The sequence below is a fragment of the Bacillus haynesii genome (genome assembly GCF_001969855.1).
GTDB lineage: Bacteria > Bacillota > Bacilli > Bacillales > Bacillaceae > Bacillus > Bacillus haynesii.
Genome location: NZ_MRBL01000017.1, coordinates 114,911 through 141,143, shown reverse-complemented (window position 1 = coordinate 141,143; position 26,233 = coordinate 114,911). Strand labels below are relative to the sequence as shown.

The 26,233-nt window shown below is 45.9% G+C and carries 23 protein-coding genes; 3 read left to right on the top strand and 20 right to left on the bottom strand.

What is annotated here, in order from left to right:
* Window positions 1–38: 38 nt before the first annotated feature.
* Both BTA31_RS15730 and BTA31_RS15725 read right to left on the bottom strand, forming a co-directional pair.
* Complete coding sequence (locus BTA31_RS15730; RefSeq protein ID WP_076793108.1) at window positions 39–1,253, bottom strand: serpin family protein; 1,215 nt, start codon at window positions 1,251–1,253, stop codon at window positions 39–41.
* A gap of 124 nt (window positions 1,254–1,377) precedes the next feature.
* Window positions 1,378–2,889 carry a class I adenylate-forming enzyme family protein gene (locus BTA31_RS15725; protein WP_076793107.1) on the bottom strand — a complete coding sequence of 504 codons (1,512 nt, stop codon included), beginning with the start codon at window positions 2,887–2,889 and terminating at the stop codon, window positions 1,378–1,380.
* A gap of 277 nt (window positions 2,890–3,166) precedes the next feature.
* On the opposite strand from BTA31_RS15725, the gene BTA31_RS15720 reads away from it, so the two are divergent.
* On the top strand, window positions 3,167–3,586 hold the full coding sequence (locus BTA31_RS15720; RefSeq protein ID WP_076793162.1) for a MarR family winged helix-turn-helix transcriptional regulator: 420 nt from the start codon (window positions 3,167–3,169) through the stop codon (window positions 3,584–3,586).
* Window positions 3,587–3,620: 34 nt separating this feature from the next.
* Here the strand turns inward: BTA31_RS15720 and BTA31_RS15715 are convergent, their stop codons facing one another.
* From BTA31_RS15715 to blaP, 18 genes are all read right to left on the bottom strand, one after another.
* Window positions 3,621–4,532, bottom strand: a complete 912-nt coding sequence (locus tag BTA31_RS15715) for a macrolide 2'-phosphotransferase (protein WP_076793106.1) — start codon at window positions 4,530–4,532, stop codon at window positions 3,621–3,623.
* A gap of 422 nt (window positions 4,533–4,954) precedes the next feature.
* A complete protein-coding gene (locus tag BTA31_RS15710) occupies window positions 4,955–6,139 on the bottom strand; it encodes a DUF4885 domain-containing protein (RefSeq protein ID WP_076793105.1) in 1,185 nt (394 codons plus the stop codon).
* Window positions 6,140–6,294: 155 nt separating this feature from the next.
* Window positions 6,295–7,374 (bottom strand): DUF3900 domain-containing protein, encoded by a 1,080-nt coding sequence (locus BTA31_RS15705; RefSeq protein ID WP_076793104.1) that lies wholly within the window; start codon window positions 7,372–7,374, stop codon window positions 6,295–6,297.
* A gap of 94 nt (window positions 7,375–7,468) precedes the next feature.
* A complete protein-coding gene (locus BTA31_RS15700) occupies window positions 7,469–8,167 on the bottom strand; it encodes an ABC transporter permease (protein WP_076793103.1) in 699 nt (232 codons plus the stop codon).
* A 15-nt stretch (window positions 8,168–8,182) separates the two neighbouring features.
* Window positions 8,183–8,866, bottom strand: coding sequence for an ABC transporter permease (locus tag BTA31_RS15695; protein ID WP_076793102.1), 684 nt, complete (start codon window positions 8,864–8,866; stop codon window positions 8,183–8,185).
* A gap of 14 nt (window positions 8,867–8,880) precedes the next feature.
* Window positions 8,881–9,804 carry an ABC transporter ATP-binding protein gene (locus BTA31_RS15690; RefSeq protein WP_076793101.1) on the bottom strand — a complete coding sequence of 308 codons (924 nt, stop codon included), beginning with the start codon at window positions 9,802–9,804 and terminating at the stop codon, window positions 8,881–8,883.
* Window positions 9,805–9,898: 94 nt separating this feature from the next.
* Window positions 9,899–10,834 (bottom strand): HAMP domain-containing histidine kinase, encoded by a 936-nt coding sequence (locus tag BTA31_RS15685; protein WP_076793100.1) that lies wholly within the window; start codon window positions 10,832–10,834, stop codon window positions 9,899–9,901.
* Window position 10,835: 1 nt separating this feature from the next.
* A complete protein-coding gene (locus BTA31_RS15680) occupies window positions 10,836–11,516 on the bottom strand; it encodes a response regulator transcription factor (RefSeq protein ID WP_094777443.1) in 681 nt (226 codons plus the stop codon).
* A gap of 174 nt (window positions 11,517–11,690) precedes the next feature.
* The gene (garD, locus tag BTA31_RS15675; protein WP_076793098.1) at window positions 11,691–13,217 is read right to left on the bottom strand and encodes a galactarate dehydratase; all 1,527 of its coding nucleotides are present in this window, start codon (window positions 13,215–13,217) and stop codon (window positions 11,691–11,693) included.
* A gap of 77 nt (window positions 13,218–13,294) precedes the next feature.
* Window positions 13,295–13,996 carry a FadR/GntR family transcriptional regulator gene (locus BTA31_RS15670; protein WP_278192946.1) on the bottom strand — a complete coding sequence of 234 codons (702 nt, stop codon included), beginning with the start codon at window positions 13,994–13,996 and terminating at the stop codon, window positions 13,295–13,297.
* A 106-nt stretch (window positions 13,997–14,102) separates the two neighbouring features.
* Entirely contained in the window at window positions 14,103–15,470 is a 1,368-nt protein-coding gene (gudD, locus tag BTA31_RS15665) for a glucarate dehydratase (RefSeq protein ID WP_076793097.1), read from the bottom strand.
* A 37-nt stretch (window positions 15,471–15,507) separates the two neighbouring features.
* Window positions 15,508–16,884 carry an MFS transporter gene (locus BTA31_RS15660; RefSeq protein WP_076793096.1) on the bottom strand — a complete coding sequence of 459 codons (1,377 nt, stop codon included), beginning with the start codon at window positions 16,882–16,884 and terminating at the stop codon, window positions 15,508–15,510.
* Window positions 16,885–16,924: 40 nt separating this feature from the next.
* Window positions 16,925–18,391, bottom strand: coding sequence for an alpha-ketoglutaric semialdehyde dehydrogenase GucD (gucD, locus tag BTA31_RS15655; protein ID WP_076793095.1), 1,467 nt, complete (start codon window positions 18,389–18,391; stop codon window positions 16,925–16,927).
* Window positions 18,392–18,411: 20 nt separating this feature from the next.
* Window positions 18,412–19,338: a 5-dehydro-4-deoxyglucarate dehydratase gene (kdgD, locus tag BTA31_RS15650; protein WP_076793094.1), complete on the bottom strand. Its 927-nt coding sequence runs from the start codon at window positions 19,336–19,338 to the stop codon at window positions 18,412–18,414.
* Window positions 19,339–19,530: 192 nt separating this feature from the next.
* Window positions 19,531–20,265, bottom strand: a complete 735-nt coding sequence (gene tatC, locus BTA31_RS15645) for a twin-arginine translocase subunit TatC (RefSeq protein WP_076793093.1) — start codon at window positions 20,263–20,265, stop codon at window positions 19,531–19,533.
* Between the two features lie 70 nt (window positions 20,266–20,335).
* Window positions 20,336–20,548 (bottom strand): twin-arginine translocase TatA/TatE family subunit, encoded by a 213-nt coding sequence (locus BTA31_RS15640; RefSeq protein WP_043926097.1) that lies wholly within the window; start codon window positions 20,546–20,548, stop codon window positions 20,336–20,338.
* A 21-nt stretch (window positions 20,549–20,569) separates the two neighbouring features.
* Window positions 20,570–22,321 carry an alkaline phosphatase D family protein gene (locus BTA31_RS15635; protein ID WP_043926096.1) on the bottom strand — a complete coding sequence of 584 codons (1,752 nt, stop codon included), beginning with the start codon at window positions 22,319–22,321 and terminating at the stop codon, window positions 20,570–20,572.
* A gap of 342 nt (window positions 22,322–22,663) precedes the next feature.
* The gene (gene blaP, locus BTA31_RS15630) at window positions 22,664–23,587 is read right to left on the bottom strand and encodes a class A beta-lactamase BlaP (protein WP_076793092.1); all 924 of its coding nucleotides are present in this window, start codon (window positions 23,585–23,587) and stop codon (window positions 22,664–22,666) included.
* A 431-nt stretch (window positions 23,588–24,018) separates the two neighbouring features.
* Between blaP and BTA31_RS15625 the strand changes: the two genes are divergently transcribed.
* A complete protein-coding gene (locus BTA31_RS15625) occupies window positions 24,019–24,405 on the top strand; it encodes a BlaI/MecI/CopY family transcriptional regulator (RefSeq protein ID WP_043926095.1) in 387 nt (128 codons plus the stop codon).
* Window position 24,406: 1 nt separating this feature from the next.
* Window positions 24,407–26,212, top strand: a complete 1,806-nt coding sequence (locus BTA31_RS15620) for a BlaR1 family beta-lactam sensor/signal transducer (protein ID WP_076793091.1) — start codon at window positions 24,407–24,409, stop codon at window positions 26,210–26,212.
* Window positions 26,213–26,233: the final 21 nt, after the last annotated feature.

Here is a 26,233-nt window from a genome sequence, read left to right as displayed (position 1 = left end):
AATGAATATTTTATAAAATTATAGAATTTTTAACAGGTTTAATCATCCTCCGGCTCTGCCACGCTGCCTACAAAAAGAATCATTCCGGATGTTTCATCAACAATCGCAAAATAAAACGGGTGGTCTGCAGTCATCGTCACTTCAGGAACGGGAGCTGATTCGACAATCTCAACCGCCGTTGCCGCGGATGCTTCGGTACCCGCTTCATCTACTTTGATAAATGTTTTATGTCTGACTTTATTAATTTGAGCGGCACCCTGTCCAGAAAACATATTTGAAAAATCCGCGCTGCTAAACACGGTTTTCATTCCTAGCCGTTTAAGCGGTTCATTTAACATGTAGTCTGTTTGAAATGAGAAGCGCGGCAGCTTGAGCTCCACCTGTTTCATCGTCCAGTCCTTATGCAAGGCGCGCCACTGATCATACGTCATGCCAGCCAGAAGCTGTTCAAAACTTGCCGCTTTTTTCGGCAGAAAAACAGCCAATGACAGACCTTCGTCTTGAAAAGGAAGCTTGACGGCTTGAAAATGTTCGTTTTCCAGATAAGGAAAGCGGTTTGTCTGCGTCATCATGGGGTGTTTTTTTGCGGAGCCGTCTGCTGAATAAAATGGCTGTTCCGCTGTCATATGAGGATCAAATGGGTGCTTCCAGCTTTCTTTAAAATAGACGGCATTAATGATGTAGGCAATCGTATTCGACGAGACTTTGTCAACGATCTGATCGATGCGGTCTTTCGTTTTCTTTTTGACCCAGCTGTTGATTTCCTCTGTTGCCCGATCTGGATCATTTTGAAGCTGATAGGCGTCACCAAGGCCTTTGATCGCGTCTTTAAAACTTTCTTTCAGCTCCCTTTTGGTCCATATCGAATTGGCCGACGAAAATTCGCCGTGAGGGAGCGTTTCAAGTGAGCGATTCACAGATTGTGACGCCCTGTTGATCGATGCCATATCCGCCTGGCTGAGATTTAAAGTGCTGAGCAGTTCCTTTCTGCTGTCTCCCGCGGCACCGTTTGCCGTCATCACAAGTGCCTGCTGAATACTGTAAGGCGAGAGGAAGATGTTTTTCCGGCTCCCTTCCTCTTTTATCATGTCTTGAAACAAGGCGAGCGCAAACCGCTGTTCAGCTTCAGAAAACGAGGCTTCCGTTTTTTGCGCTGATCTGCCGCGCGGGGGATCAGCCTCCTTCTGTGCCCCGCATCCGGCCAGCAATAAAAGACCGGCCCATACCACTATCGCACTCCATTTCGATTTCAATTGTCAACACCTCCTAATGTTGTAGTGGGTTTAGCACTGGAAAACGTTACAAAAAACGGCAGCTGATGCAAGGAATCCGCAAAAAAAGCTTATCCAATGCTGGATAAGCTTTCGGTCAATGCGCTCACTGTCCTTTGACAGCCAGTTCACGCAGATCTTTTTTGACGATTTTGCCGAGCCTGTTTTTCGGAAGACTGTCGGTAAAGACAATCTCAGGAATTTTATAGTCGGACAGGCGCTCTTTGCAATACGCGATAATGTCCTCCTTCTTGAGGCCGGAGCTTTCGTTTTTCACCACATACGCCCTCGGAACCTCGCCGTACATTTCATCGGGGACGCCGATGACGGCCGATTCAACTACTCCGGGCACTTGATCGATGATTTCCTCCACTTGGTCCGGATAAATGTTGTCGCCTCCGTAGACAATGACATCTTTATACCGGCCGGTAATATATAAAAATCCGTCTTCATCGAGTTTGCCGGAGTCCCCCATATAAAACCAGCCGTCTTTCAGCACCTTTTGCGTGGCGGAAGGATTTTGGTAATACCCTTCAAAAACATACGGGCTTTTAACGACGACTTCTCCAACTTCACCCCTCGGCAGCTCTTCATGTGTATCAGGATCTTCGATTTTTATCCGGACTTGCGGAATCGGCTTGCCGGCTGAATTGACTTTATCCCAGCCCATATCAGGCCGCCATACGCTGACCGTCCATGCTTCTGTGCTGCCATACCCCTGCACCATCAGGATTCCAAGATCATTGTACTCCTTAATCAGCCGCGCCGGCACCTTGGTTCCGCCGGAAACAAGCATTTTCACAGATGACAGGTCGAATGGATGTCTTTTCATTTCCTCCAGCATGTAGGTGTAGACGGAAGGAAACGCCATCATCATATGAATGCGTTTCTTCTCGATCTCCTGCAGGATTTCAAACGGTTCGGGGTCCCATAAGAAATAAAGGGCAATTCCTTCAAAAGCCGCCTGAAAAACATGGTTGAGCGAGCTCATATGATAGAGCGGATGGCTCGCCAAAAAGCGCGTGCCTTTCAGCTGCTTCGATTTCACGTTCACCTCTGTCAAGTATGCGGCCAGACTACCGTGGTTGACCATGCAGCCTTTCGGGTTTCCGGTCGTGCCAGAAGTGAACAGCATTAAAGCCAGATCATGCTCTGTCACCTGCTCAGCTTCCACCTGCAGCGGCCTGTTTTTAAATAAGCTCTCAAACTGTTCAGTCGTGTTCATTCCCGCACCCGCTTCAATCATCAGGCAGAACTGAAGCTGTTCGCGGAGCGGCGATAGTATATCGGCAAATTCCAAGTCATAAAACATCACCTTCGGCCGGCAGTTGTTCAAGATTCCTTTTAATTCATATGATGTCAGCTGCCAGCTTAACGGCACGACTGTCGCTCCGATTTTAAGAGACGCCAGCAAAATGACGGGAAAATGATGATTATTTTTACATAAAACCGCGATGTGGTCTCCTTTTTGAACACCCTCCTCCAGCAGATAATGAGCCAGCTGGTTCACCCGTTGATGATACACTTTGAACGTAAACGTTCGATCTCCTCCGGACAATGCTTCTAACCCATCTGACGTTTCCATATGATGATTGATTAATTGCTGAAGTGTACTCAAAATTTTCATCTCCAAATTTTCATTGTTTCTCACAAAACCTGGTGAGATTATGTGACGCACAAATTCATTCTAAAACAAAATATATCCATTGTAAAACTATTTCATAATAGAATTATTATCTTTATGAATTGATAACAAAAGAAATTAAATGGCTCATTTTAAAATTCATAAAATCGTTTTTTGCGGGGCGTTCGCTTATGATAAAATAGACCTATGTTTGTTTGGTCAGCATGAAATTGCTGATCTACTACACGATGTCGGAAATGAGGAAACCTTCATGAATCACCATCGGATTGAAGCGAATCTATTGGACCATGCTTTCACGAAATATTTGCGGTCTTCAAAGAAATTAGACGAAGAAACGATTCCGAAAAGTATCACGAGCGGCAAAGGGTTTATTTTGCGAATCATTTACAGACACGGAACATGTACGATAAAGGAGATTTTACAGGAGGTCGCCCTGTCTCCATCAGCAACGACAACAGCTCTGAACCATTTGGAGAAAGAGGGTCTTGTGATCCGATCGAGAAATAACGATGACCGGCGCACCGTCTGGATCGAACTGTCACAAGAAGGAACGAGGATCGCCGCACAAATGGTGGAGAACCGACAGGCCTTGATCGACAAGCTCTTCGGTAAATTGTCGGAAGAAGAAAAAAAAGCTTTTTTTTCTGTGATTGAAAAAATTATGATGTAAAACGGGCCGTCGATTGATATCGACAGCCCTTTTTTTAATGTCTGACGCCAAGCGCGTCCAGCGCCATCTTCAAGTGATCTTCTTGTTTTGTCTGAAGGGCGAACATGCCGATTTCGATGCCGTAGGCGGACTGCAATTCTGTAATATGCTCTTTCATCCGCGGCCAGACGCGTCCTCCTTCTTCTACGTAATAAGCAATGAGCCGGGCGGTTTCAGCTTCTCCTAAAATCGTCTGGTATAACAGAAAGTCTTTTGCCGGGTCGGCGATTTTTGCTTCCGTCCAATCCAACAGCCCAGTTATGCTCTGATGCTGGTCAATCAAAATGTGCGGCGGGTGCAAGTCGCCATGGATAAACACCGTATGTTCAGGCCAATACGAGTCGTCGGTGAGCCACTTTTGCCACCTTTCCCAGAGCTCGCCGCTGACCCCGAGCTCTCTTTTGATCCGCTCCATCTGTTCTGCTTTTGACTGCCTGACACCATCCGGATTCATCACATGCATGCCCGCATCTTCTGCAGCCTTATGATCGATGCCGTGCAATAGCGCGAGCGTTTTTGCCAATGACCGGGTAAACGCTTCAGCCGGTGGCTCATGATCCATGTTCCATACGTAATTCTTCATCTCCATGTCAATGACTGCGGCAGGAACACCCGGAAGCTCCGGATATGCAATCAGTTCGGGGGTATGAATGAACCAATCCGGCACAGCGGCGGGAAGACGGTTTTGCAGAAGCTTCAGCACTTTTCCTTCATACACTGCCCTTTCAATCACATCGTCGCGCCGCGGTTTTCTTAAGACCCATCTCTTGCCTGCTTTATCTTCGGCAAAAACGACTTGAAAATCCATGCCGGACTCGTTGATTTCCGCACGCATTCGTTTCAGCCGAAGGCCGTGTTTTTCCGCAAGTTTTAATATATGTTCAATTTGCTCATTTACAGTTGTCATATACGATTTTCCCCTTTACTAAAGGTTTTTAATAAAAAAGTACAGGTCGTCTGCCTGTGCTGGAAAGTAAACGGAAAAAAGATATGACTAATAAACTAAAGGCAAGCTTCAGATAAGCTATTCTTAAAGGCAAAAAGAGACGCTGGAATCCGCGCCTCTCCCTCTATTATTGCATAAGGGTCCCCTAAAAACAGGCAGACTAATCCCGATTACTCTGCACACAGGCAGAGACTTTGTTCACGATTTAGTTAGCGAGGACAAAGTTCAATCGGAATCTGATGTATGCCATTTGGGAAATCCCTCCGTTCTTTAAAGTTATCCTTATTTTAACAGGTGGTGGGATGACCCGCAACGCAAAATTCAATTATTAAGAAAATCAACCTGATAGAGGAAATTCGCTTATCGAATACGTTCCTGCCTAACTAATCATTCACACCCGTTCGGCGCTTTAGTTCTCTTAGCCAAGCCGTATCCCCGGTTCCATAGCTCTTCTTTTGCCCTGTATCCCGCAAAGACCCGTTGCTGTAGTCAATCGATAAGATAAAATCCGGAACAGAATCATATCCGGCTTCCGCAAGCCTGTTCAGCTCTGCTCCATAATGAGCGATTGCGAAATGAGCCGTTTTCTTTTGGACGGGATCCTTCTCCAGCTCTTCTTTATACACATCTAACAAATCACGACCGTCAGGTGTTACATATCGGCCATCAACCACTTTCAAGTCCTTCAGGTGATACCCTGTCACCTCATATATCTCGCGAACCGTCTGATATTTTTGCTGCGCTTCTTTCGAATATTGCGCTGAATCGCTGCTTAAGCTTTTCATGATGTGCAGAAATAACTGTTTGCTGTTTTCTCCTGATTGCAATATATGTTCAATTTGATGGATGAGTTGCTCATCATCTGTTCCGCTCACCTTTACTTGATAATCAATCGGTGAAATCGTAAAGGTGAGCACCGTATCCGCTGGAATGGCAATATGATATTGATCCAGCAACGCTTGAAGCTGTTTATTGACTTGGCTGCGCTGATATATTTTCTCATTCTCTGTCTCTACTTCCCCATGAAAAGTCTCATTTCGAAATGCGGCATCCTGCATATTATAGTTTTGCGCCTTTCCTTTGAACAGCCACTCAGTTTCATTGTCATATGCGGCTTGTCTTTCTGCTGCCGACAAGTCATTTCTGAAATAAGGGGAATTGGAATTTTTGTATTTATCCTTAATATAGCCTAAAGGATCAGGTTTCGTTTTGTTCATTGCATTGATTTTGCTGTATTTTTCATCTAAGATTTTTTTCCTGATATCACTTTCTGACACATAGGGGTTTTGGGCATTAATTTTCGTTTCTTTCCCTGTATCTGCTACAGTTTGATCATTCGCTGCTTCGTATGCCCTTCTGAAAGCTCCAGCATGATTGACAATACTGTCCTTTGAGTAGTTCAGCTTGCTCAAACTTTCCTTCGATGGTCTTCCCGCTTGGCTGCTGGCCTTCTTCGCAAGGGCAGTTATATCAGAAGAGACATTTTTTAAAGTTGTATTAGCCGCATTCCTTTTCAACATATTCTGGACCATCAGCTGTGTACGGATGTATTGACTATTGAGACGCATTGGGTACCTCCCCTCAAATTCTTTCTATCATTATATATCGGCATTATTATGTTTATATTCACCTTATTAAACAGTAATTTACATGAAAATATATTTAGCAGTCTCATCTATCTGGATGAAAAATCAAAAGGCATCCAAAAAACGGATGCCTTTTCTTATTTCTCATCTTCCCTGTCACTTTTATTCCGTATCCGCTCAATCACCTCATGCAGCCCCTCAGGTTTATAAAACTCGACCGGAGAACTGCCCTTTTCAAACGAAATCGTCTCGGCTTCTATCAGCGCGACATAGCGGCCGTTTACCTTGGCAAGGTGGATCGAATCTCCGAATTCAGCCAGCAGTCCTTTAATCTCGGTTTCTCCCAATTTCATTTTCAGCTCTGCCTCAGGCATGTGCTCAACGATCTGGGCGGAGGCTTCGATAACCTGATGGGTGTCGAGACGTTCCTGAATCTCCCGCTTTTCGCTCGCTTCCCAGATTTCGAGGTCGTGTTCAAATTGCTGGAGTTCTTCGCTTTTGTCTTCAAATGCTTCGTACACGTGCTCCTGCACCATGTTCATCACTTGTGACTTCATGATTTCCGGCATCGACTCGCCGTACTCGACGAATTTTAAGAAGTCTTCAAAGTAGCGGGCGTGCGAGGCCTGGTGGATTTTCACTTCGCTTTCCTCTGTCATGCCTTCTTCAGGCATGTACGGATACTGAATCGATTTCATGTTTTTCGTCGTGATCGCCATTTCGACCTTGCGGATCAGCGATGATTCATCGGCAATCGAAGCGACCTTCGGTTCAAAATCGCACTTCATGACAAAGACAAATGTATCATCGAAGTATTTGCGCGGAACGGCTGTCGCCACTAAAAAAACGCCTCCCCTGACGGCGCTCGTGTCGAGGTATGTGCGGACGAACTGTTCGCTCAGTTCATTGAATTCTTCCTTTGTCTCTGCCAGTTTTGTTTTGTGAAACAGATTGTAGTTCGGATTAGAATCAAGCTCATGCCCCGGCTCTGTGATGAAGCGGCCGATTTTCGTCGGCACCTGCTCTGACTTCGGATGGCGTTCGGCTTTCCGCTTGACGATTTTTTTCAATTCCCCGTCTAAGAAATCCTTCAGCTCGCTGTTTTCAAATTCCTCTGTATCCAGCGTCTGAAAATGTTTATATTGCTTGTTGGCCTGCTCATCCTTGCCGTCGACCTGGATGACGTAAAAAGAAATATAGCGAATTTCAAATTCCATGACATGTTCACCCGTTTTCCTTGTTGTTTCAGTTCTTCAAGTATAGGTAAAGGCCTGGAATCCGTCAATTTTCCCTTCACTATATACGGAGATCTTATAACACATCTTCCCGGTCAATTTTTCGAATCGACCAAAACGCGATGACAATCCCTACTACAGCCAATGAAATCGGAATATAAATAATAGAAGCAAGCGAAAATCCAGGACTTTGCTGACTGATCAGCGTAATCAAAATGCAGGATGACACAATGGTGGCAGGAACTGATTGTTTGCGCATTCCAAAGTATAATGGAATAAAACTCAATCCTGTGGAGGAAGCAGCATAAATGAGCATACTGCCAATCTCATTTCCTATGGCTTGCATCGTCAGCTTTTCCGGGCTGAATTGATAGACATTATTGAGCTGCGAGAAAATAAATGCAACAATCAGTTCGGACACGATCATTGTCAAAAAGGTCAATCCGCCGATGAGTAAAAGTTTTGCGGCGATCAGTTTTTTGCGGCTGACCGGATATGTGAACATAACCGTGATGGTTCTATTTTTATACTCTCCGATGACCAGTTTGGCAATCAACACGCCTGCAAAAACAATAAACACAGATCTTACAAAAATCCCGATAAGCTGCAGCATGGATGCCGCGTCAGCCATCGACATTTGGCCTTGAGTAAGGTTTTTTTCCTCTGATCCGATCAGGCACAATAAACCGAGAATACATAGATTTGCAATTACTGCACCTTTGTAATACCACCCTAATTTTGTTTTTTTTAACTCCAATTTAATTAAATTCAGCATTGAACTTCAACTCCGTTAGAATACATCTATTTTTTCGATACGCCTTACAGCCAAAAAGGAAAAAAACAGACCGACTGCGGCAAGAGATAAGGGTATATACACAATTGAAGAAATAGAAAAGCCAGGGCCTGTGGAACTGATCGGCATGATGATGACAACAGAGGAGATGATCGTTGCCGCAGTAGAGTACTTTCTCATTCCGAAAAAGATGGGCACTAAACTTGTTCCGGCGGCTCCAAAAGCAAAAACGATTATTTTCAGAGTCTGCTGAGACACGATAGAAGCTGTTAATACGCCGGGGATGACTCCATAAATTGCGTTCAGCAGAAAAAAACCAGCTGCAACGCATGCATTTGATATTAATATGGTGATGAAGGTCAGCCCGGCCGCGATCAGCAGTTTAGCAGCCAGCAGTTTTTTTCGGTTGATCGGGTACGTAAACATCACAAGTATTGTCTTGTTTTTAAACTCTGAAATCACTAATTTTGAGATCAGCACAGCGCCGAACACGATAAAAACGGCTCTGACGAAAGTGCCGATCACAAGAAATGTGTCATCAATCGTTTGGAACGTTTCCTTGCCTTCTGTAAAGGTCACCATCCACAGAAAACCGAGAATGATGAAATTGGCAAATACGGCTCCGCGTACATACCAGCCCAGCTTCAGTTTTTTCATTTCGATTCTCATCAAATTCAGCAAATTTCTCCGCCTCCTTATGCGTTGACCGCGTTGCCGTTGATTAAGCTGAGGAAGTAGTCCTCAAGCGAAGTATGCTTTTTATTCATGGATTCAATTTCTACATCATTCAAAATCAGAGCTTTAGAGATGGCTGTTTGAGAAGCTTCGGCATCATAAATTCGGATCGTTTTATCATTTAGTATTTTAAAATTAGTAATCTGAAGCTCATGTTCAAGCACAAAGCAAGCACGCAATTGATTCGGCGTCACGAGTTCAATGTACTCTGTGTTCCGGCCCCTTACGCTTTCCATCGATACTTCTTCAACAAGCCTGCCGTCCCGAATCACTCCGATTGTATCTGCAATTTGCTCTACTTCGTTCAGGATGTGGCTTGAGATGAGCAATGTCATTCCATACTCTTTGCTCAATACTTGAAATAAGTTTCTGATTTCTTTAATTCCGATAGGATCAAGGCCATTAATCGGCTCATCCAAGATGAGCAAGTCGGGTTTGGTGAGAATGGCCCGCGCGATTCCAAGACGCTGCTTCATACCAAGCGAAAATGTTTTGACAGGTTTGCTGTCGATATTTTTTAAATTCACCATGTCCAGCACTTCCTGAATCTTGGCTTTATTGTGGTATCCCATATACTCACAATGCAGATTTAAATTTTCTTTAGCTGTCAGGTTTTCATAAAAAATCGGGTATTCGATCATGCTGCCTATTTTGCCGAGAATCTCGTAAGATCGATTTGTCAGCTTATGTCCAAGAATATTGATTTCGCCGCTTGTCGGTTTTACGAGGCTCGTCAGCATCTTCATGATGGTCGTTTTCCCTGCTCCGTTCGGGCCGAGAAAACCGTATATTTCTCCCTTTCGTATATGCATGCTTACATTTGACACAACCTCTTGACCTTTGAATGTCTTGGTAAGCCCGCTTGTTTGTACGATGTATGTCAACTCTGTTTCTCCTTTCCTGTCTCTGCTATGTGTCTATTGTAGCGATGGACGCTGTCTTTTTTATTTCTTGTTTCTTAAGAAATTCTTACGATTGCTAATAGGTCATTCGTTTTAACGTGACGGAAAACGCTGTCCGTTCATACGGCTTGCTTTGGAGAGAGATGTCCCCTCCCATTTTCTCAATGAGCCTTTTTGTAATTGTTAAACCGAGCCCGCTTCCCTGGAATGCTTTATTTCTCGATTCCTCAAGGGTATACAGTCTTTCAAACACCCGTTGCTGATCATGCTCACTAATCCCTTTCCCACGGTCCCATACCGTAATGACAATCCGCGTCTCATCATATGTAAGGGACAATCCGATCAGCTTTCCGTCCGCACCATATTGAATCGCATTTGATAAAAGGTTTTGCAGGATCCGGTCAAGCGCTTCTTCATTTCCATGTGCATAAACCGGGGTATCCGGGATGTCGATGACTGCTTTAAAACCTTTTGCCTGAACAGCATCATAGTGTTGGAGAATGTTTCTTCTGCATATTTCGTTGATATGTATTTTTGTGAGCAGTATTTGCTTATCTTCCGATTCCAGCTTGGCCAAGTCAAAAAAAGAATTCATCAGCTGAATGATTTCACCTGTTTTTTGATATAGCTTTTCCAGCAGCCTCTCACGCTCCTCTTCCGCCATGTCTGAATCATTTTGGATCGCTTCGATATATCCGAGCACGACGGTCAGCGGAGTTTTCAGATCATGGGACATATTGGTCAGCATTCGTTTCATTGACTGCTCCGTTTTTGCAAAACGGGCTGTTATGTGCTGGTGCTCCTCAACAAACAGGTTCATTTGCACGAGCAGGGCCCGCAGTACTTTATCATCCGTTCCTAATAAAATTTGATCAGCCGCATGCTCATTCAGCATCATACTGAGCTTTTCCGTGATGTACTTCAAGTTTTGGTCCCGCCGTTTTTTCATTTTATATTGAACGATATTAAGAGACGCCAAAATCATCAGAATGCCAATCCATAACATTGTCATCCTAAAACTCTCCTAATTTATAGCCGATGCCCCAAAGCGTTTTAATATATTGCGGGGAAGAAGGATCATCCTCTATCTTTTCTCTCAGGCGCCTCATATGGACGTTAATAATATTTTGATCGCCAAAATAATCCTCATTCCAAACCGAACGATAGATTTGTTCTTTTGTAAACACTTTTTTAGGGTTTGTCACAAACAAAGTCAGCATTTTCCATTCCGTCGATGTCAGCTGAAGCGGTTCACCATTTTTTTGTACGGATACATTTTCGATATCAACCGTAAGCTCGTGAACACGTAATATTTTTTCATTTGCCGGCTCACTGGCAGAATATTGCGTTGCCCGCCGAATGGCGGCTTTTATTCTTGCAGTCAGTTCGATCATCGAAAACGGCTTGGCAATATAATCATCCGCACCAAAGCCCAGCCCCAGCGCTTTGTCCACATCCCCGTCTTTTGCAGAAATCATTAAAACCGGAACTTTGCTCTGTTCACGGATCATTTTCAGAAAATCCATTCCGTTCAGCTTAGGCAGCATGATGTCGAGCAGAATCACATCATAATTGCCCTGCTGAAACAATCGAACGCCCTCTTCTCCGTCAAAAGCAAGCACGACCTCAAATCCTTCTTTTGTTAAATAATGATCGACCATTTCACTGATCGAATGATCATCTTCAATAAGCAATATGCGCTGCATCTTGTTCACCCATCCTTTTCAACATAAAAACACACGTACAATTACACTCATTGTAATTGAAAAACGTGTGTTTTTTACAAAAATTATTTATATTTCTAGTTGAATCCTCTTGTATCTTCGGATCTATTGACCGATATCAATCTACTTTCCCACTAACTCGGATCAAGTCACAGGCGCCGGGTTGAATAAACACAAGTCATTGGAGAGTCCCCAATGTTCCGCCCATGTTTTCCTTCCGCTCGCGACGTCAAGTATCGTCCGAAAGATTTCCCAGCCGACTTCCTCTATTGAAGCTTCGCCTGTTGCGATCCGTCCGGCATTGATGTCGATCAAATCGCGCCAATCTTCTGATAACGATTGCCGGGTCGCCACTTTCAAAACCGGAGCCATCTCAAGGCCATACGGTGTTCCCCTTCCGGTTGTAAATACTTGCAAATGCATGCCCGAGGCCAATTGCAGGGTGCCGCATACGAAATCGCTTGCAGGAGTCGCCGCAAAAATGAGGCCCTTCTGTACAGCCCTCTCACCAGGCGCAAGTACGGCACTGATCGGGCTGCTTCCCGATTTTGCGATCGATCCGAGCGATTTCTCGACCACGTTTGCCAGTCCGCCCTTTTTGTTTCCCGGCGACGGATTGGCGCTTCGGTCTGATTCGCCTCTTTCCAGATAGCGATCATACCAAGCCATTTCCCGAATCAAGGCGCGGCCGACTTCTTCATTGACAGCGCGCGGTGTTAGGAGATGAACGGCATCGCGGACCTCGGTGACTTCCGAAAATAAAACCGTGGCCCCTGACCGAACGAGTAAGTCAGCCGCATATCCTGCCGCGGGGTTTGCGGTCACCCCTGAGAAAGCGTCGCTGCCGCCGCACTGAAGGCCGATTACCAGGTCTGAAACGGGACATGTCGTCCGCTTCCGTTCATTCAGCCTTTTTAAGCGCTCTTCGGCCATTTCCATAATCGATTGAATCATGTGCTGAAACCCTTGCCGTTCCTGTAATGAAAGAATGTTTTCAGCGTCTCCTTCCGGCTCTATCCTCGTCGGAAGGAGCTTCTCGCAGCCGAGTCCGATCACCATCGCTTCGCCGCCGAAATTAGGATGCCTGGCGATATTTTGAATCGTTCGGATCGGGATCCTGGCTTCCGGCGCATTAATCGCCACACCGCAGCCGTATTGATGATTTAATGCAGCGACACCATCAACATTCGTATATTTTGGGAGCAGTTCCTCTTTAATTCGTTTCACTGCGTAATCGAGAACGCCTGCGACGCATTGCACGCTTGTCATGATGCCCAGCACGTTTCTCGTGCCGACGCTCCCGTCTTCATTCCGGTATCCTTCAAATGTGTACCCTTCAAGAGGGGGAGCGGGTTTTGGAACTTTGTTGGCGATGGGCAGTTCATCGAGCGGCGGAGCTTCCGGAAGCATGATATGCGACTCGGAAATCCACCCGCCTTTTTCGATTGGTTTGACGGCATAGCCGATGATTTCACCGTAGCGAATAACGGCTCCGCCCTGTGTAATGTTCGTTAAAGCCACTTTATGACCTTGGGGAATGCGCTCTTGCAGTTTAAGCCCGCAAGGAAACACCGTCCCTTTCGGCAGTCCGCCGGCATTGGCGATGATTGCGGCATTGTCTTTTTCGTTCACCTTAATGTACAACGGGGTTTCAGTTTGATTGACAAGCATAAGGATTGATCAACTCCCCTTTTCGATCAGCGCTTTTCCGCGGCACATGCACATGTTAGAAAGCGCTGTCAAACAACTTAATGAGTGTTTTTTTCATCACGAAGACCATTCAGTATTTTGTCACGTACAAATTTTAAATGCTCATACATATGGTGATAGGCTTGATATGGGTCCCTTTGTTGAAGGGCTTTCAAAATATTCGTATGATATTCGACAGTCCGGTCCCTTTCCCTGTATGGAATCTGGCTGTCGATTTTGGCGTGTGTGATCAAGAGTGATTGAATCATGCCTTCCAGCACCGGGTTGTTCGCGCTCAAAGCGATAATCCGGTGAAATTCCTTATCCGCTTCTCCATAATGATTATCCGTGCTGTTTGCAATGATATCGATCGTTTCCTGCAGCCTTTCGAGCTGACTGTCATTGATCTTTTCTGCAGCGATCGTGACAAGCCCGAGTTCAAGTGCCATCCTCGCTTCAATAATGGCCGGCAAATTATCGACCGCCAAAGCCAGCATGACAGAAAACGGCTGGATGCCGATTTTATCATTAAAATACGTGCCGTCTCGGGTTTTTCTTTTGATAATTCCGAGCGTTTCGAGTGATATTAAAGCTTCGCGGAGAACGGGTCTGCTGACATTCAGCTTTTCCATGAGCTCGATCTCCGTCGGCAGTTTGTCCCCCGGTTTCAACTGGCCGCTTGATAATAAATGGACGATTCGTTCAACAACCTGTTTTGCCAATGTCTTGCGATTGACTGATTCGACCTGCAATGTTTCCATATCTTCTTCCACGACTGTGGGCCCCCTTTCAGTTGTTCATATTGTAAGACAAAATATCGCGTATGACAATGTCGGCTAGGGGCCTCTCAAACCGCTGTTTCCGCAATTATCGAACAAGACAAGGACGTTTAGGGTCGAAACGCCAATTTTCAATCAAAAACTGCATGGCAACAGCATCATTCCGCTCGCCTGCTGTCATTTTCTCATACAGTTCATTTGCTTTTTCCACCTGTTCCATATCGATTTCAATGCCGAGCCCCGGCTCATCAGGAACTTGGATATATCCGTCAGCGATTGAAAAAGGCTGTTTTGTCAGACGCTGTCCATCCTGCCAAATCCAATGCGTATCAATCGCCGTGATGGCACCCGGAGCTGCTGCGGCAACGTGGGTGAACATAGCCAGGGAGACGTCAAAATGGTTATTGGAGTGAGAGCCCCACGTCAGCCCCCATTCATGGCACATTTGAGCAACGCGGACAGATCCCTGCATCGTCCAGAAATGCGGATCTGCCAGCGGTATATCAACGGCGTGCAGTTGTATCGCATGCCCCATTTGCCGCCAGTCTGTCGCAATCATATTCGTCGCTGTCGGAATGCCTGTCGCACGGCGGAATTCGGCCATGATTTCCCGCCCCGAGTATCCGGCTTCCGCTCCGCAAGGGTCTTCCGCGTAGGCGAGCACATCGCGCTTTCCCTTACAAAGCGCAATCGCTTCTTCCAATGACCACGCGCCATTCGGATCAAGGGTGATTCTCGCCTCAGGAAACCGCTTCGCTAAAGCGGATGCCGCCTCGATTTCTTCTTCTCCCGAAAGGACACCGCCTTTTAATTTAAAATCGTGAAAACCGTATCGTTCTTGAGCTGCTTCAGCAAGACGGACGATCGCCCCGGGTGTCAAGGCTTCTTCACGGCGGAGGCGGAACCAGTCGTCACTTGCCTCTTGTTCACTAATATAGGGCAGCGTCGTGCGCTTTCGGTCACCGATGTAAAACAAATAGCCGAGCATCTTCACTTTTTCCCGCTGCTGGCCTTCCCCCAACAGCGCCGCCACAGGGACGCCGAGAAATTTCCCGAGCAAATCGAGCAAAGCCGCTTCCAATGCGGTCACTGCGTGTATCGTCGTCCGCTGGTCAAAGGTCTGCACCCCGCGTCCTCCGGCATCCCGGTCTTTAAACCGGCGCCTGACAGACTGCAAAATCGATTGAACAGCGCCGAGCGGCTGATCGATAACGAGCGGTTTCGCCTGCTCAAGCGTCTGGCGGATCGGCTCGCCGCCCGGCACCTCTCCGACGCCGAGAGCGCCTGATGAATCTTTTAAAATCACGATATTCCGTGTAAAAAAGGGGCCGTGAGCTCCGCTCAAATTCAAAAGCATGCTGTCGCGCCCTGCCACGGGTATGACCCGCATGTCTGCAATAGACGGTGTTTGCGATGATTTCTCCTCTTTTACCTGCTGATGGATGTTTGGATTCATATCGATTTAGCCTCCCTCTCGTTAAAGCGCTTACATTTCACATGGATAAAGTGGTGTCTGCAGGGTCTTCCTCTTTCTGCAGTTCGATGCGCTTGATCGGCCCGACCAGAAACAGATAGCTTAATACCGCGGCAATCGCGTTGGCCCCGACAAACACAAGCGCTCCGTTAAATGAGCCTGTCGCATTCACAATATATCCGATGATAATGGGCGTCGTGATAGACGCAATATTTCCAAAAGTGTTGAAGATGCCGCCGCTCAAGCCGGCACACTCCTTTGGCGAGGTATCTGATACAACCGCCCAGCCCAGCGCGCCGAATCCTTTTCCGAAAAAGGCAAGCGACATGATGGAGACGACCAGCCAAGACGAATCTGCATAATTGCATACAATCATCGAGCAGGACATCAGCATGCCGAGGATGATCGGTGTTTTTCTGGCGACCGTTATCGAGCAGCCCTTTTTCAAAAGGTAGTCAGACACGAATCCGCCCAGCAGCCCTCCTAAAAATCCGCAGATTGCAGGGAGTGATGCGACAAAACCCGCTTCAAGGATCGACATGCCGCGCGCCTGAACGAGATAGACCGGAAACCATGTCAGAAAGAAATAGGTCAACGTTGTGATGCAGTATTGGGCGATATACACCCCGAGCAGCATCCGGCTTCTTAAAAGCTGCTTAATGTAAGGCCATTGCGACTCCTTTTCTTTCTTTTCCGCGTTCTTTCCCTCATCCATCGAGACAAGCGCGCCGCCTTCTTCGATGTACGCCAGTTCGGCGGCATTCATTCTCGGATGTTTTTTTGGTTCGTACATCGTTTTCAGCCAAATAAACGACATCGCAATCCCTAGAGCACCCATGATCACAAAAACCGTATGCCAGTTGAAAGAGTGGGCGAGCCACCCCATCAGCGGTGAAAAAATGACGAGTGCAAAGTACTGCGCCGAGTTAAAGATCGCCGACGCTGTTCCGCGTTCAGAACTTGGAAACCAGGAAGCCACCACCCGGCCGTTGCCCGGAAAGGACGGCGCTTCTGACAGACCGACGAGAAACCGGAGCGCAAATAAAAGGATAACGGCCGTTCCCGCGGCGAAAAAACCAAGCGTCCCCTGCAAAAGGGTAAACAATGACCAAAAGAAGATGCTGGCGGCGATGACGATTTTCGACCCAAAGCGGTCGAGCAGCCAGCCTCCGGGGATTTGGCCGACAACATACGCCCAGCCAAATGCGGAAAAGACATACCCCATCGCCACCGAACTCAGCCCAAGCTCATGCTGCACAGAATCGCCAACGATCGAGAGTGTCGCACGGTCGGCATAATTAATGGATGTGACGAGAAACAGCATAGACACGACAAACCAGCGGACAGAACTTCTTTTCCCCGCGGTATGGGGGGAGGCTGCACGATTTTTTTTCATAGCATCTTCTCCTTTATTCATTTGTACCGACACGATTGATTTACGGTTTAACAAATACCGTTTTCACGGCTGTGAAAAATTCTTTTGCTGCCTCCCCCTGTTCCCGTGAATGCGAGCTCGATTGTTTAACGCCTCCGAATGGCGCCTGCAGTTCAACACCGGCGCTTTCGGCGTTGACACGAATGAGCCCCGCTTCGATTTCATCTATGAATGACAGCATCCGGCCGATATTTTGCGTAAAAATGGAGGCACTCAGGCCAAATTTGACGTCATTTGCCGTCTCCAACGCTTCCTCAAGTGTATCCGCCTTGATTAAAGCAATGACCGGGCCGAAGATTTCTTCTTGGGCAATCGCCATGCCGGAAGTGACGTTGTCAAAAATGGCCGGCCTGATAAAATAGCCGTTTTCGTATTTCCCATCTGCCAGCCTCTCACCGCCGAAAATGAGGTCCGCGCCTTCTTGCTTTCCTTTTTCAATATAGGACAGACAGTTATCAAGCTGCTGTTTGTTCGCAATCGGTCCCATCCAGACATCTTCTTTTAAGCTGTCTCCGATTGTAATCTCTTTTGTCTGTTGAAGCAGCTTTTCTTTAAACCGGTCATAAACACCGTTTAAGACGATGACGCGGCTTGTCGCCGTACACTTTTGGCCTGTCGACCGGAACGCTCCGCTGATGACCGCTTCAACCGCAATATCAAGGTCGGCGTCATCTGCGACGATCACCGGGTTTTTGCCGCCCATCTCAAGCTGGTACTTCGCCCCTCTTTCAAATGCCGTCCGGCCGATGATTTTTCCTGTTTGATTCGACCCTGTGAACGTAATTCCGTTCACATCCGGGTGCTCGGCAAGCCTTTGGCCGACCGATGATCCCGGTCCTGTCACCGCATTGACCACGCCTGACGGAATCCCTGCTTCTTCAAAGCACGAGATAACCTTAAGGCAGGTGACTGCAGTTTCCGTAGCCGGCTTGATGACGACCGTGTTTCCATAGATGAGGGCAGGCGCCATTTTCCAAATCGGGATGGCAACGGGAAAATTCCACGGCGAGATGACGCCGACAACGCCGAGCGGCACCCTGTCGGTGTACATGAAGGCGGATGGATCGGTCGACGGAATCACATCACCCGTTTTCCGCATCCCCTCTCCGGCATAGTATCTGAGAATCGCGATTCCCCGTGCTGTTTCTCCTTTCGCTTCAGGCAGTGTTTTGCCCATTTCACGCGTTGCACACTCGGCAATTTCGTCGAGGCGCTGTTCCATGATGTCAGCGGCCTTGTATAGAAATTGACCGCGCTCCGCTCCCGACAGAATTCTCCACGCCTTTTTGGCCTGCTTGGCCGCTTCAACCGCCAGGTCTACATCCTCAATCGAAGATTTTTGCACAAGCCCGACGATATCCCGTGTATCTGCCGGGTTCAAGCTCTGTTCCATCCCGCCCGATTCGGCCTTCACCCAGCGGCCGTTGATAAAGTTAAAATACGTTTTATTTTCAGCTGCAACAGACATCTTCAAATTCCTCCTTTTGTTTATAGGGCAGCGGTCGTTTTTGGATAACGCGCCATCGCGTTTTTCAGAATGTTTTCGAGCTGCCGGCAATGGTCTTTTTCCACCGGAACAATTGGCGGTCTCGCAGTGTTTTTCACATGAAGGCCCATGATTTCCATGCCGGCTTTGATCAACGACACAGCATAACCTTTCCGAAGTTTGCGGATCTCGTTAATCGGCATGATGACATGCTCATAAATCTCTTTGACAAGCCGGTCGTTACCGTTTAATAATGCCTCATAAAACATTCTGGAAATATGGGGAATATAATTGGATATCGCCGAAGAATACGACGTAAAGCCAATCGGAGCATAGGCCGGCATCGTGACTTCAGCCATCGGCATTCCGTTGAGCCAGCCCAGCCTGTCTCCTATCGTATATGACAAACTGATATTCAATGCCATATCCCCTATGCCGTCTTTGAGTCCGACAAGCTGCTCGAGATCGGTCAGCCGCTGAATCTGTTCAAGCGTCAAAACCGCATTGTCTCGCTGATAAATGATGGCATTTAAATCCGTGCTTTCAATGATTGTTTTCGTGTACTGATAAAGGCCTTCCTGCTCTCCGTGTATCAAGTACGGCGGGAGAATCAGATAGCCGTCGGCCCCTTTTTCCTCGGATATCCGCGCCCATTCCAAAGCGGTGCTTAAGTTGCCGCCCACTCCTGTGTAAACAGGCACCTTCCCGCCCGCGGCCGAGACGGCAATTTCGACCATTTGCTCGTATTCCTTTGTGCTGAGAGACTGAAATTCTCCTGAGCCGCAAGCGATAAAAACTGCCTCAAGCCCTTCATCCAATAAAAAGCGGATGTTTTCGTAAAGTGCTTCTTCCTCCAGTTTTCCTTCCCTGTTGAAGGGTGCCACCGGGAAACCCAATATGCCTTCCGGCGCCTTCCGTAATTGACTCATCTCCGTCATCCCCTTGTCGTTCATTTCCTGAGAAAGCGTTGTCATTCGGCTGAAATGCGATGTCTCTGTTTTAGAAAATCCCTCCATTCATCTTTTTGTTTAATTGTAAGACAAATAAACAAATTGTCAATATCATTATTTTCTGATTTTTTCATTTCAAGCAAAAAAAGAGACTGAAGACACAGTCCGTCTTCAGCCTTGGGCCTCAGCCCCTTGTTGTGCAGCCGTTTTTTTTCGGTAGATAAACGCCGATAAAGAGATGCTTAATTCGTATAATACAAGCAGCGGGACGATCACCAACACATCCGAGATAAAATCGGGCGGCGTGATCACAACTGATACGACGATCAGCGCAAAATAAGAAATTTTTCTCATTTTACTGAGCTTGGCCGGATTTAAAATTCCGAGGCTCGTTAAAAACATTACGATGAGGGGCATTTCGAACAAAAACCCGAATGGCAGTGTGAGGTTCATCATAAAGCGAAAATAATGCTCCGCCGTAAACATCGTTTGAAAATGGCCGGCAGATAAGCCGATCAAAAACTGAAGAACGAGCGGAAAGAGCACAAAATAACCGAATACAATCCCCAAAATAAAAAAAATGAACAGTCCCGGTATATAAAATAATGCCGTCCTCCGTTCGTGGTCGGTCAGCGCAGGCGCCACAAACCGCCATGTCTGAAAAGCAGCCACCGGTATGGTGGCAGCGATCGCCAGCACCCCCGCAATCATCATATAAACCCAGAGAATATCTCCCGGCCCCAGTACAGCAAGCTTTTCATCAAGGTCTCTGATCAGCCAGTCATAGATGTCCTGAACAAACAAAAAGCCGGTGATGAGAAACAGAATAAACGTAAGAAGCGTTTTAATGATTCGCTGGCGCAGCTCTTCAAGATGGGCAATCAAATGTGCTTCCCTTTTTTTCACCTTCGCCTTCCTCCCCTTCGCATGTTAAACAGAAAAAAGAACAGACGGGTTTACCCGCCCGCTCTATTGATCATCTTGCCGATGGATCGCTTTGCTTTTTCGCATCAGGCTCCTGTCCGATCTCATTGTCATCGGCAGATACTAAAGACTTTGTCGCACTTTTGAATTCGGTCAGTGTTTTTCCAAAAGCCCGGCCGATTTCCGGAAGCTTTGAAGGCCCGAAAATGATCAGCGCAATCACCAGAACCAGGATGAGACCCGGAATACCGATATTTGAAAGCATTTGCTGTCATCCTTTCGTTGATTACTGGGTTACTTTTTTCTCCTTTTGCTTCACTTGCTTCTGATGGGCTCTTGTATGTGCGAGGAAACGGTCTTCTTCGACTTCGTTTGACTTCTTCACGCCTCCAGGCACAATGTTGGAAGCGGTCCGTTTCAGCCCTGTGTAGTCTTTATGATAAACATAGGAAGCTCTTGTCGAAATCGCTGCACCCGGCTCTGTCACATATGGGACAACGCGGTAATCTGTCCGCCATTCTTCCGGTGTGACCGTACAGCGCACATAGCCGCGGTAATCATTGAAAAACTTTATATGAGGATTGTTCGATAAAATCTTATCCGTATCCGCTCTTTTATCAGCGCCGTTTCCTCCCGATGTAATCGACGTCCCGACGAATTCCACGCCGAAGATGTCGGATTTCGGATTGTCAAAATCAACGAGCAGATTATTTGCCCAGCTGGCATGCACATCACCGGTGAGGACGACGATGTTGTTCAGTTTTTGAGATTTGATGAAGTCGATCACCCGCTTGCGCTGAGCGGGATATCCGTCCCACGAATCCATGCTGTAAATCGGCGCGGCACTTGTCCCAAAGTTCCATTGCGCAAAGAAAATCTGCTGTGCGATGATGTTCCAATGCGCTTCTGAACGACTCAGATTGTCAAACAGCCAAGCCTCCTGTTCCGCTCCAAGCAGCGTCCGCTTCGGATCATTCGATTCATCAGAAGGAGGCTTATTGCCATCTCCATTGGCTTGGTCATCGCGATACTGACGGGTATCCAGCACGCTAATGTCAGCCAAATTGCCGTAGGAAAAATTCCGGTACAATTGCATATCAGGACCGTTCGGCAGGGATTTGCGGCGGAGCGGCATATGCTCGTAATAAGCTTGGTATGCGGCGGCGCGCCGTTTAATAAACGCTTCAACTGACTGGCCTTTTTCAGGGATAACATTCGCATAGTTGTTCTCCACTTCATGATCGTCCCATGTAACAACCCACGGGAAGGCGGCATGCGCGGCTTTCAAGTTTGCATCTGAACGGTATTGGGCATGGCGATTTCGGTAATCAAGCAGCGACATGATTTCAGGACCGCTGTGTGTTCTGACATTGCCTGTTTTCGAAACGTATTCATTCGGACCGTACTCATAAATATAGTCGCCGAGATGAAAAACAAGATCGAGCTTTTCCTTTGCCATATGCTGATAGGCGGTATAATAGCCGTGTTCGTACTGCTGGCATGAAGCAAAAGCGAATGTGAATGTAGCAACATCTGCCCCAGGCGCCGGAAGTGTCTTTGTCTTGCCGACAGGGCTCAGCTGGTTGCCACATTTAAAGCGGTAATAATACACATGATTCGGTTTCAGTCCGGATACCTCGGCATGTACTGAATGTGCAAGGTGCGGTGTCGCTTTTTCGGTCCCCCGTTTGACGATACGGCGGAAACGTTCGTCTTCTGCGAGCTCCCATTTCACAGATACAGCTTCATTCGGCATCCCGCCCCCGTTTAGCGGATCGGGTGCCAGCCTTGTCCACAATACGACGCTGTCAGAAAGCGGATCTCCCGATGCAACGCCAAGTGTAAACGGATATTCCGAGAATGTCGGCGCTGCATTGACTTCCATTGCCCCCATCGATTGCGCGATCGCAAGGCCGAGCGAAAGCCCGGCTATTTTGCCGGCCCCTTGAATAAAGCGGCGGCGGTCAAACGTATTGTCCTTGAGGCTTTCCTCACTCAGCTTTTTCATCCATTCCTCCAGCGGTCCTTCATGTGTCATTCGTATTACCCCTCTCTATACAAATGATTGATCGGGTTCTATTATAGGCTGAGTTTATTAACGATCTGTAAAGTATTGTAAACAGGGGAAGAAACGCGATACATGGTCCATCAAGTCACACCGCCGATATATGTGTCGAATTTTGTCTCAAATCAACCTATTCGCCTATGATTTCGACAAAACCCCGGTCGTTTCCCGCAGACCGATTCTCCCGTTTTTCTTCACATGATCTTTAAAGAGAGAAAACAAAAAAAGCCCACACCATTGCCAGACAATGATATGAGCTTGATCAGCAAGTGACTTTATGTAAGATGATGTTTTAACACAATTTATTGCAATGTTTTATTTGCCGTTCTTGTTTAAGGCTTTGATTACCACCTTTGTTGCTTCTGCAATAAGCTTATCATCATACTTGGCATCCTTTTTATCCCGGCTGGATAATACTGCGAGAACTACAGGATCTCCTTTTGGCGGCCAAATGATGGCAATGTCATTCCGGGTTCCATATGATCCCGCTCCAGTTTTATCAGCCACGTCCCAACCTTCCGGCACACCGGCGCGGATTAAGGCATCCCCAGTGGTATTTCGTTTCATCCAATCGATTAAAAGCTCGCGTTTTTCACTTGGAAGTTTATCTTCAAGAGCAAAAGCTTGAAGGCTTGTCGCAAGTGCTCTTGCTGTACTGGTATCTTGAGTTTCTCCCGGATTTACTTCATTTAACTCTGGTTCGTATCGTTCGGGATTTGTAACTTCATCACCAAGCTTCCTCAGTTCCTTTTTCAAACTTTCAGGTCCGCCAATTTGTTTAAGAATAAGATTCTGTGCCGCATTGTCACTATATCGAAGCGAAGCATCCGCAAGCTCTTTAAGCGTCATTCCCGTATCAACATGCTTTTCCGTAATCGGGTTGTAGTTTACAAGATCATCACGTGTATATGTTATTCTCTGGTTCAGATCTTCTATTGATTTCTGTTGTAAAAGCACGCCTACGGTTAAAACCTTAATTGTCGATGCAAAAGCAAAACGCTCATCCGGCCGATACGTTACCGTTTGGTTTGTACCTGTATCTAATGCAAAGATTCCGAGTTTTGCATCAAATTGTTCCTCAAGTTTTGCAAAATCATCTTTCATCTCCGTCTTTTCATTCTTCTCGGCAGGTTGCGAGGCATTCGATTGATTGTTAGCGCATCCTGCAAGCGCGACGCATGAGAAAAGCAACACAGCTGCAACTTTTTTCAGTTTTAAAGTACTGAACCATAATTTCATCAAAATCGTCTCCCTCCGTATGAATATTTGATTGATCGTAACCAGCGGTGCTAATCAAGAGGCATTTTAATTAAGGCGTTAAAACCCCATTACACCTGGAACATAGACAGATGAAGCAGTCACCGTATTTCCCCTTCGGCCAACTCAAACATCAAATCTTACAAATGTAGTCTTTGAAAGTATTACACATGTAAGATTTAAATGCAACCGTTTTTTTTGGAAGGAATAAAAATCGAAAAGGCCATAAGTGGGATGGTCATAAATACCGACAAAATGATGAACTTGTTTGAACCGAGGACAAATGAATGACTGGGCGAGTAATTGAATAAAAAATGCAGAAAAAACATTTTATGTCACTCAAGTTAAATTGACTTCTTAAAATGGCAAACCTATAATGAGAGTATTACATTTGTAAGTATAGGATGATGGAAATGAAAAAAGTACCTCAAATCTCTGATGCAGAATTAGAAGTGATGAAAGTCATTTGGAAACATTCTTCGATCAATACCAATGAGGTGATTAAAGAGTTATCCAAAACCAGTGAATGGAGCCCTAAAACCATTCAAACCATGCTGCTGCGCCTCATTAAAAAAGGAGCATTAAACCACCATAAAGAAGGACGGGTTTTCGTTTACACGCCAAATATAGACGAAAGTGATTATATAGAGGTTAAGAGTCACAGTTTTTTAAACCGGTTTTATAATGGCACTCTTAATTCGATGGTATTAAACTTTTTGGAGAATGATCAGCTGTCAGGTGAAGAAATTAATGAGTTGTATCAAATATTAGAAGAACATAAGAACAGAAAGAAGGAATGAAATGAGCAGTTCTTTCTTTATTCCCTTTTTGGTTAGTCAAATTCTATTGTCTTTGTTTTTTTCTATCATTATACTCATTAAAAAACTGCTGAAGGCTCACATCACTGTACGCACCCACTATCATCTTAGCGTGATTTCTCTTTTGGCACTGATCGCTCCTTTTATCCCCTTTCATTTTCTAAAAAGCCATCCTTTTGACTGGATTCTGAACTTAGGAGGAGCTCAATCAGCAATTTCTCAAACCCATTCCACAGATCATGCGCCAGAAGCAATTGGCCAACATGCAAACTGGGTGCAGGACTTTTCGATATCGATTGAACAATCGCCTTTCAAAATGATAGATTCAGCCTTTTTCGCAGTTTGGATATTGGGTATTGCTGTTATGCTTATCGCTACTCTTTATAGCAATCTAAAAATCGGCAAAATAAAAAAGAGCCTGCAAATTGTTAACAGCAAAGAGTTATTAACTCTTTTTCGTACATGTAAAGAGGACATACGCTTTCATCAAAAAGTGATTTTAGGGTGTTCCCCATTGATAAAATCCCCCATTACATTTGGGGTCATCCGTCCGTATATTATCTTGCCAAAAGATACTTCAATGTTTTCTGCCGACGAGATGAAATGTGTTTTGCTTCATGAACTGTACCATTGTAAACGAAAGGATATGTTCATCAACTATTTTCTTTGCCTGTCCAGAATCGTCTATTGGTTTAATCCTCTCGTCTGGCATTTATCAAAGGAAGCAAAAACGGAAATGGAGATTTCTTGCGACTTTGCCGTATTAAAAACGCTTGATAAAAAATTACACCTCAAATATGGCGAGGTGATTTTAAAATTCACTTCACTTAAGCAAAGAACGTCATCTTTGTTAGCCGCTTCTGAATTCAGCAGCTCATACAAACATATCAAAAGACGGATTGTCACAGTTGTCAACTTTCAGGCGGCATCGCCTTTGCTAAAGGTGAAAAGTGCCGTAGTGTTCGCCCTTGTTCTTGGAATCATGTTAGCCGGTACTCCTTCTGTATCTATCTTGGCCATGCAAAAAGAAACACGCTTTTTACCTGACACCAATGTAGAATACGAAGATTACAGCACCTTTTTTGATAGATTCTCAGTCTCAGGGGGATTTGTCCTGTTTGATTCTAATAGGAAAAAGTATACAATATACAATAGGAAAGAAAGCACCGCCAGATTCGCACCTGCTTCCACATACAAGGTGTTTAGCGCATTGCTCGCACTGGAATCCGGGATCATCACGAAGAAACATTCTCAAATGACTTGGGACGGGACTCAATATCCATATAAAGAATGGAATCAAGACCATGATTTATTCTCTGCGATGAGCAGCTCCGCAACATGGTATTTTCAAAAACTGGACCGGCAAATTGGGGAGGATCATTTACGTCATTATCTCAAATCTATACATTATGGAAATGAGGATTTTTCAGACCCGGCTCATTATTGGCTGGATGGCTCTCTTCAAATTTCCCCTCTTGAACAGGTCAATATATTAAAAAAGTTTTATGATAACGAATTTGATTTTAAACAGTCTAATATTCAAACTGTGAAAGATTCGATACGTTTAGAAGAATCAAATGGCAGGGTTTTATCCGGTAAAACCGGCACCTCGGTTAGCAACGGGGAACTCCATGCCGGCTGGTTTATCGGGTATGTAGAAACTGCCGATAATACTTTTTTCTTTGCTGTTCATATTCAAGGTGAAAAACAGGCTGCCGGAAGCTCTGCTGCCGAGATTGCACTTTCCATTTTAGATAAAAAAGGGATTTATCCATCCGCTTCCCGATAACAGTTTACATTTTATTCTATG

Excerpts from the sequence above, each read along its gene's own strand:
- blaP (WP_076793092.1), bottom strand. The coding sequence starts at position 23,587 with ATGAAATTATGGTTCAGTACTTTAAAACTGAAAAAAGTTGCAGCTGTG.
- BTA31_RS15660 (WP_076793096.1), bottom strand. The coding sequence starts at position 16,884 with ATGAAAAAAAATCGTGCAGCCTCCCCCCATACCGCGGGGAAAAGAAGT.
- garD (WP_076793098.1), bottom strand. The coding sequence starts at position 13,217 with ATGCTTGTCAATCAAACTGAAACCCCGTTGTACATTAAGGTGAACGAA.
- BTA31_RS15700 (WP_076793103.1), bottom strand. The coding sequence starts at position 8,167 with ATGCTGAATTTAATTAAATTGGAGTTAAAAAAAACAAAATTAGGGTGG.
- BTA31_RS15635 (WP_043926096.1), bottom strand. The coding sequence starts at position 22,321 with ATGACACATGAAGGACCGCTGGAGGAATGGATGAAAAAGCTGAGTGAG.
- BTA31_RS15625 (WP_043926095.1), top strand. The coding sequence starts at position 24,019 with ATGAAAAAAGTACCTCAAATCTCTGATGCAGAATTAGAAGTGATGAAA.
- kdgD (WP_076793094.1), bottom strand. The coding sequence starts at position 19,338 with ATGAGTCAATTACGGAAGGCGCCGGAAGGCATATTGGGTTTCCCGGTG.
- BTA31_RS15705 (WP_076793104.1), bottom strand. The coding sequence starts at position 7,374 with ATGGAATTTGAAATTCGCTATATTTCTTTTTACGTCATCCAGGTCGAC.
- gucD (WP_076793095.1), bottom strand. The coding sequence starts at position 18,391 with ATGTCTGTTGCAGCTGAAAATAAAACGTATTTTAACTTTATCAACGGC.
- BTA31_RS15715 (WP_076793106.1), bottom strand. The coding sequence starts at position 4,532 with ATGACAACTGTAAATGAGCAAATTGAACATATATTAAAACTTGCGGAA.
- BTA31_RS15670 (WP_278192946.1), bottom strand. The coding sequence starts at position 13,996 with ATGGAAACATTGCAGGTCGAATCAGTCAATCGCAAGACATTGGCAAAA.
- BTA31_RS15710 (WP_076793105.1), bottom strand. The coding sequence starts at position 6,139 with ATGCGTCTCAATAGTCAATACATCCGTACACAGCTGATGGTCCAGAAT.
- BTA31_RS15620 (WP_076793091.1), top strand. The coding sequence starts at position 24,407 with ATGAGCAGTTCTTTCTTTATTCCCTTTTTGGTTAGTCAAATTCTATTG.
- BTA31_RS15720 (WP_076793162.1), top strand. The coding sequence starts at position 3,167 with ATGAATCACCATCGGATTGAAGCGAATCTATTGGACCATGCTTTCACG.
- BTA31_RS15685 (WP_076793100.1), bottom strand. The coding sequence starts at position 10,834 with ATGACAATGTTATGGATTGGCATTCTGATGATTTTGGCGTCTCTTAAT.
- BTA31_RS15640 (WP_043926097.1), bottom strand. The coding sequence starts at position 20,548 with ATGCTTTCAAATATCGGTATTCCGGGTCTCATCCTGGTTCTGGTGATT.
- gudD (WP_076793097.1), bottom strand. The coding sequence starts at position 15,470 with ATGAATCCAAACATCCATCAGCAGGTAAAAGAGGAGAAATCATCGCAA.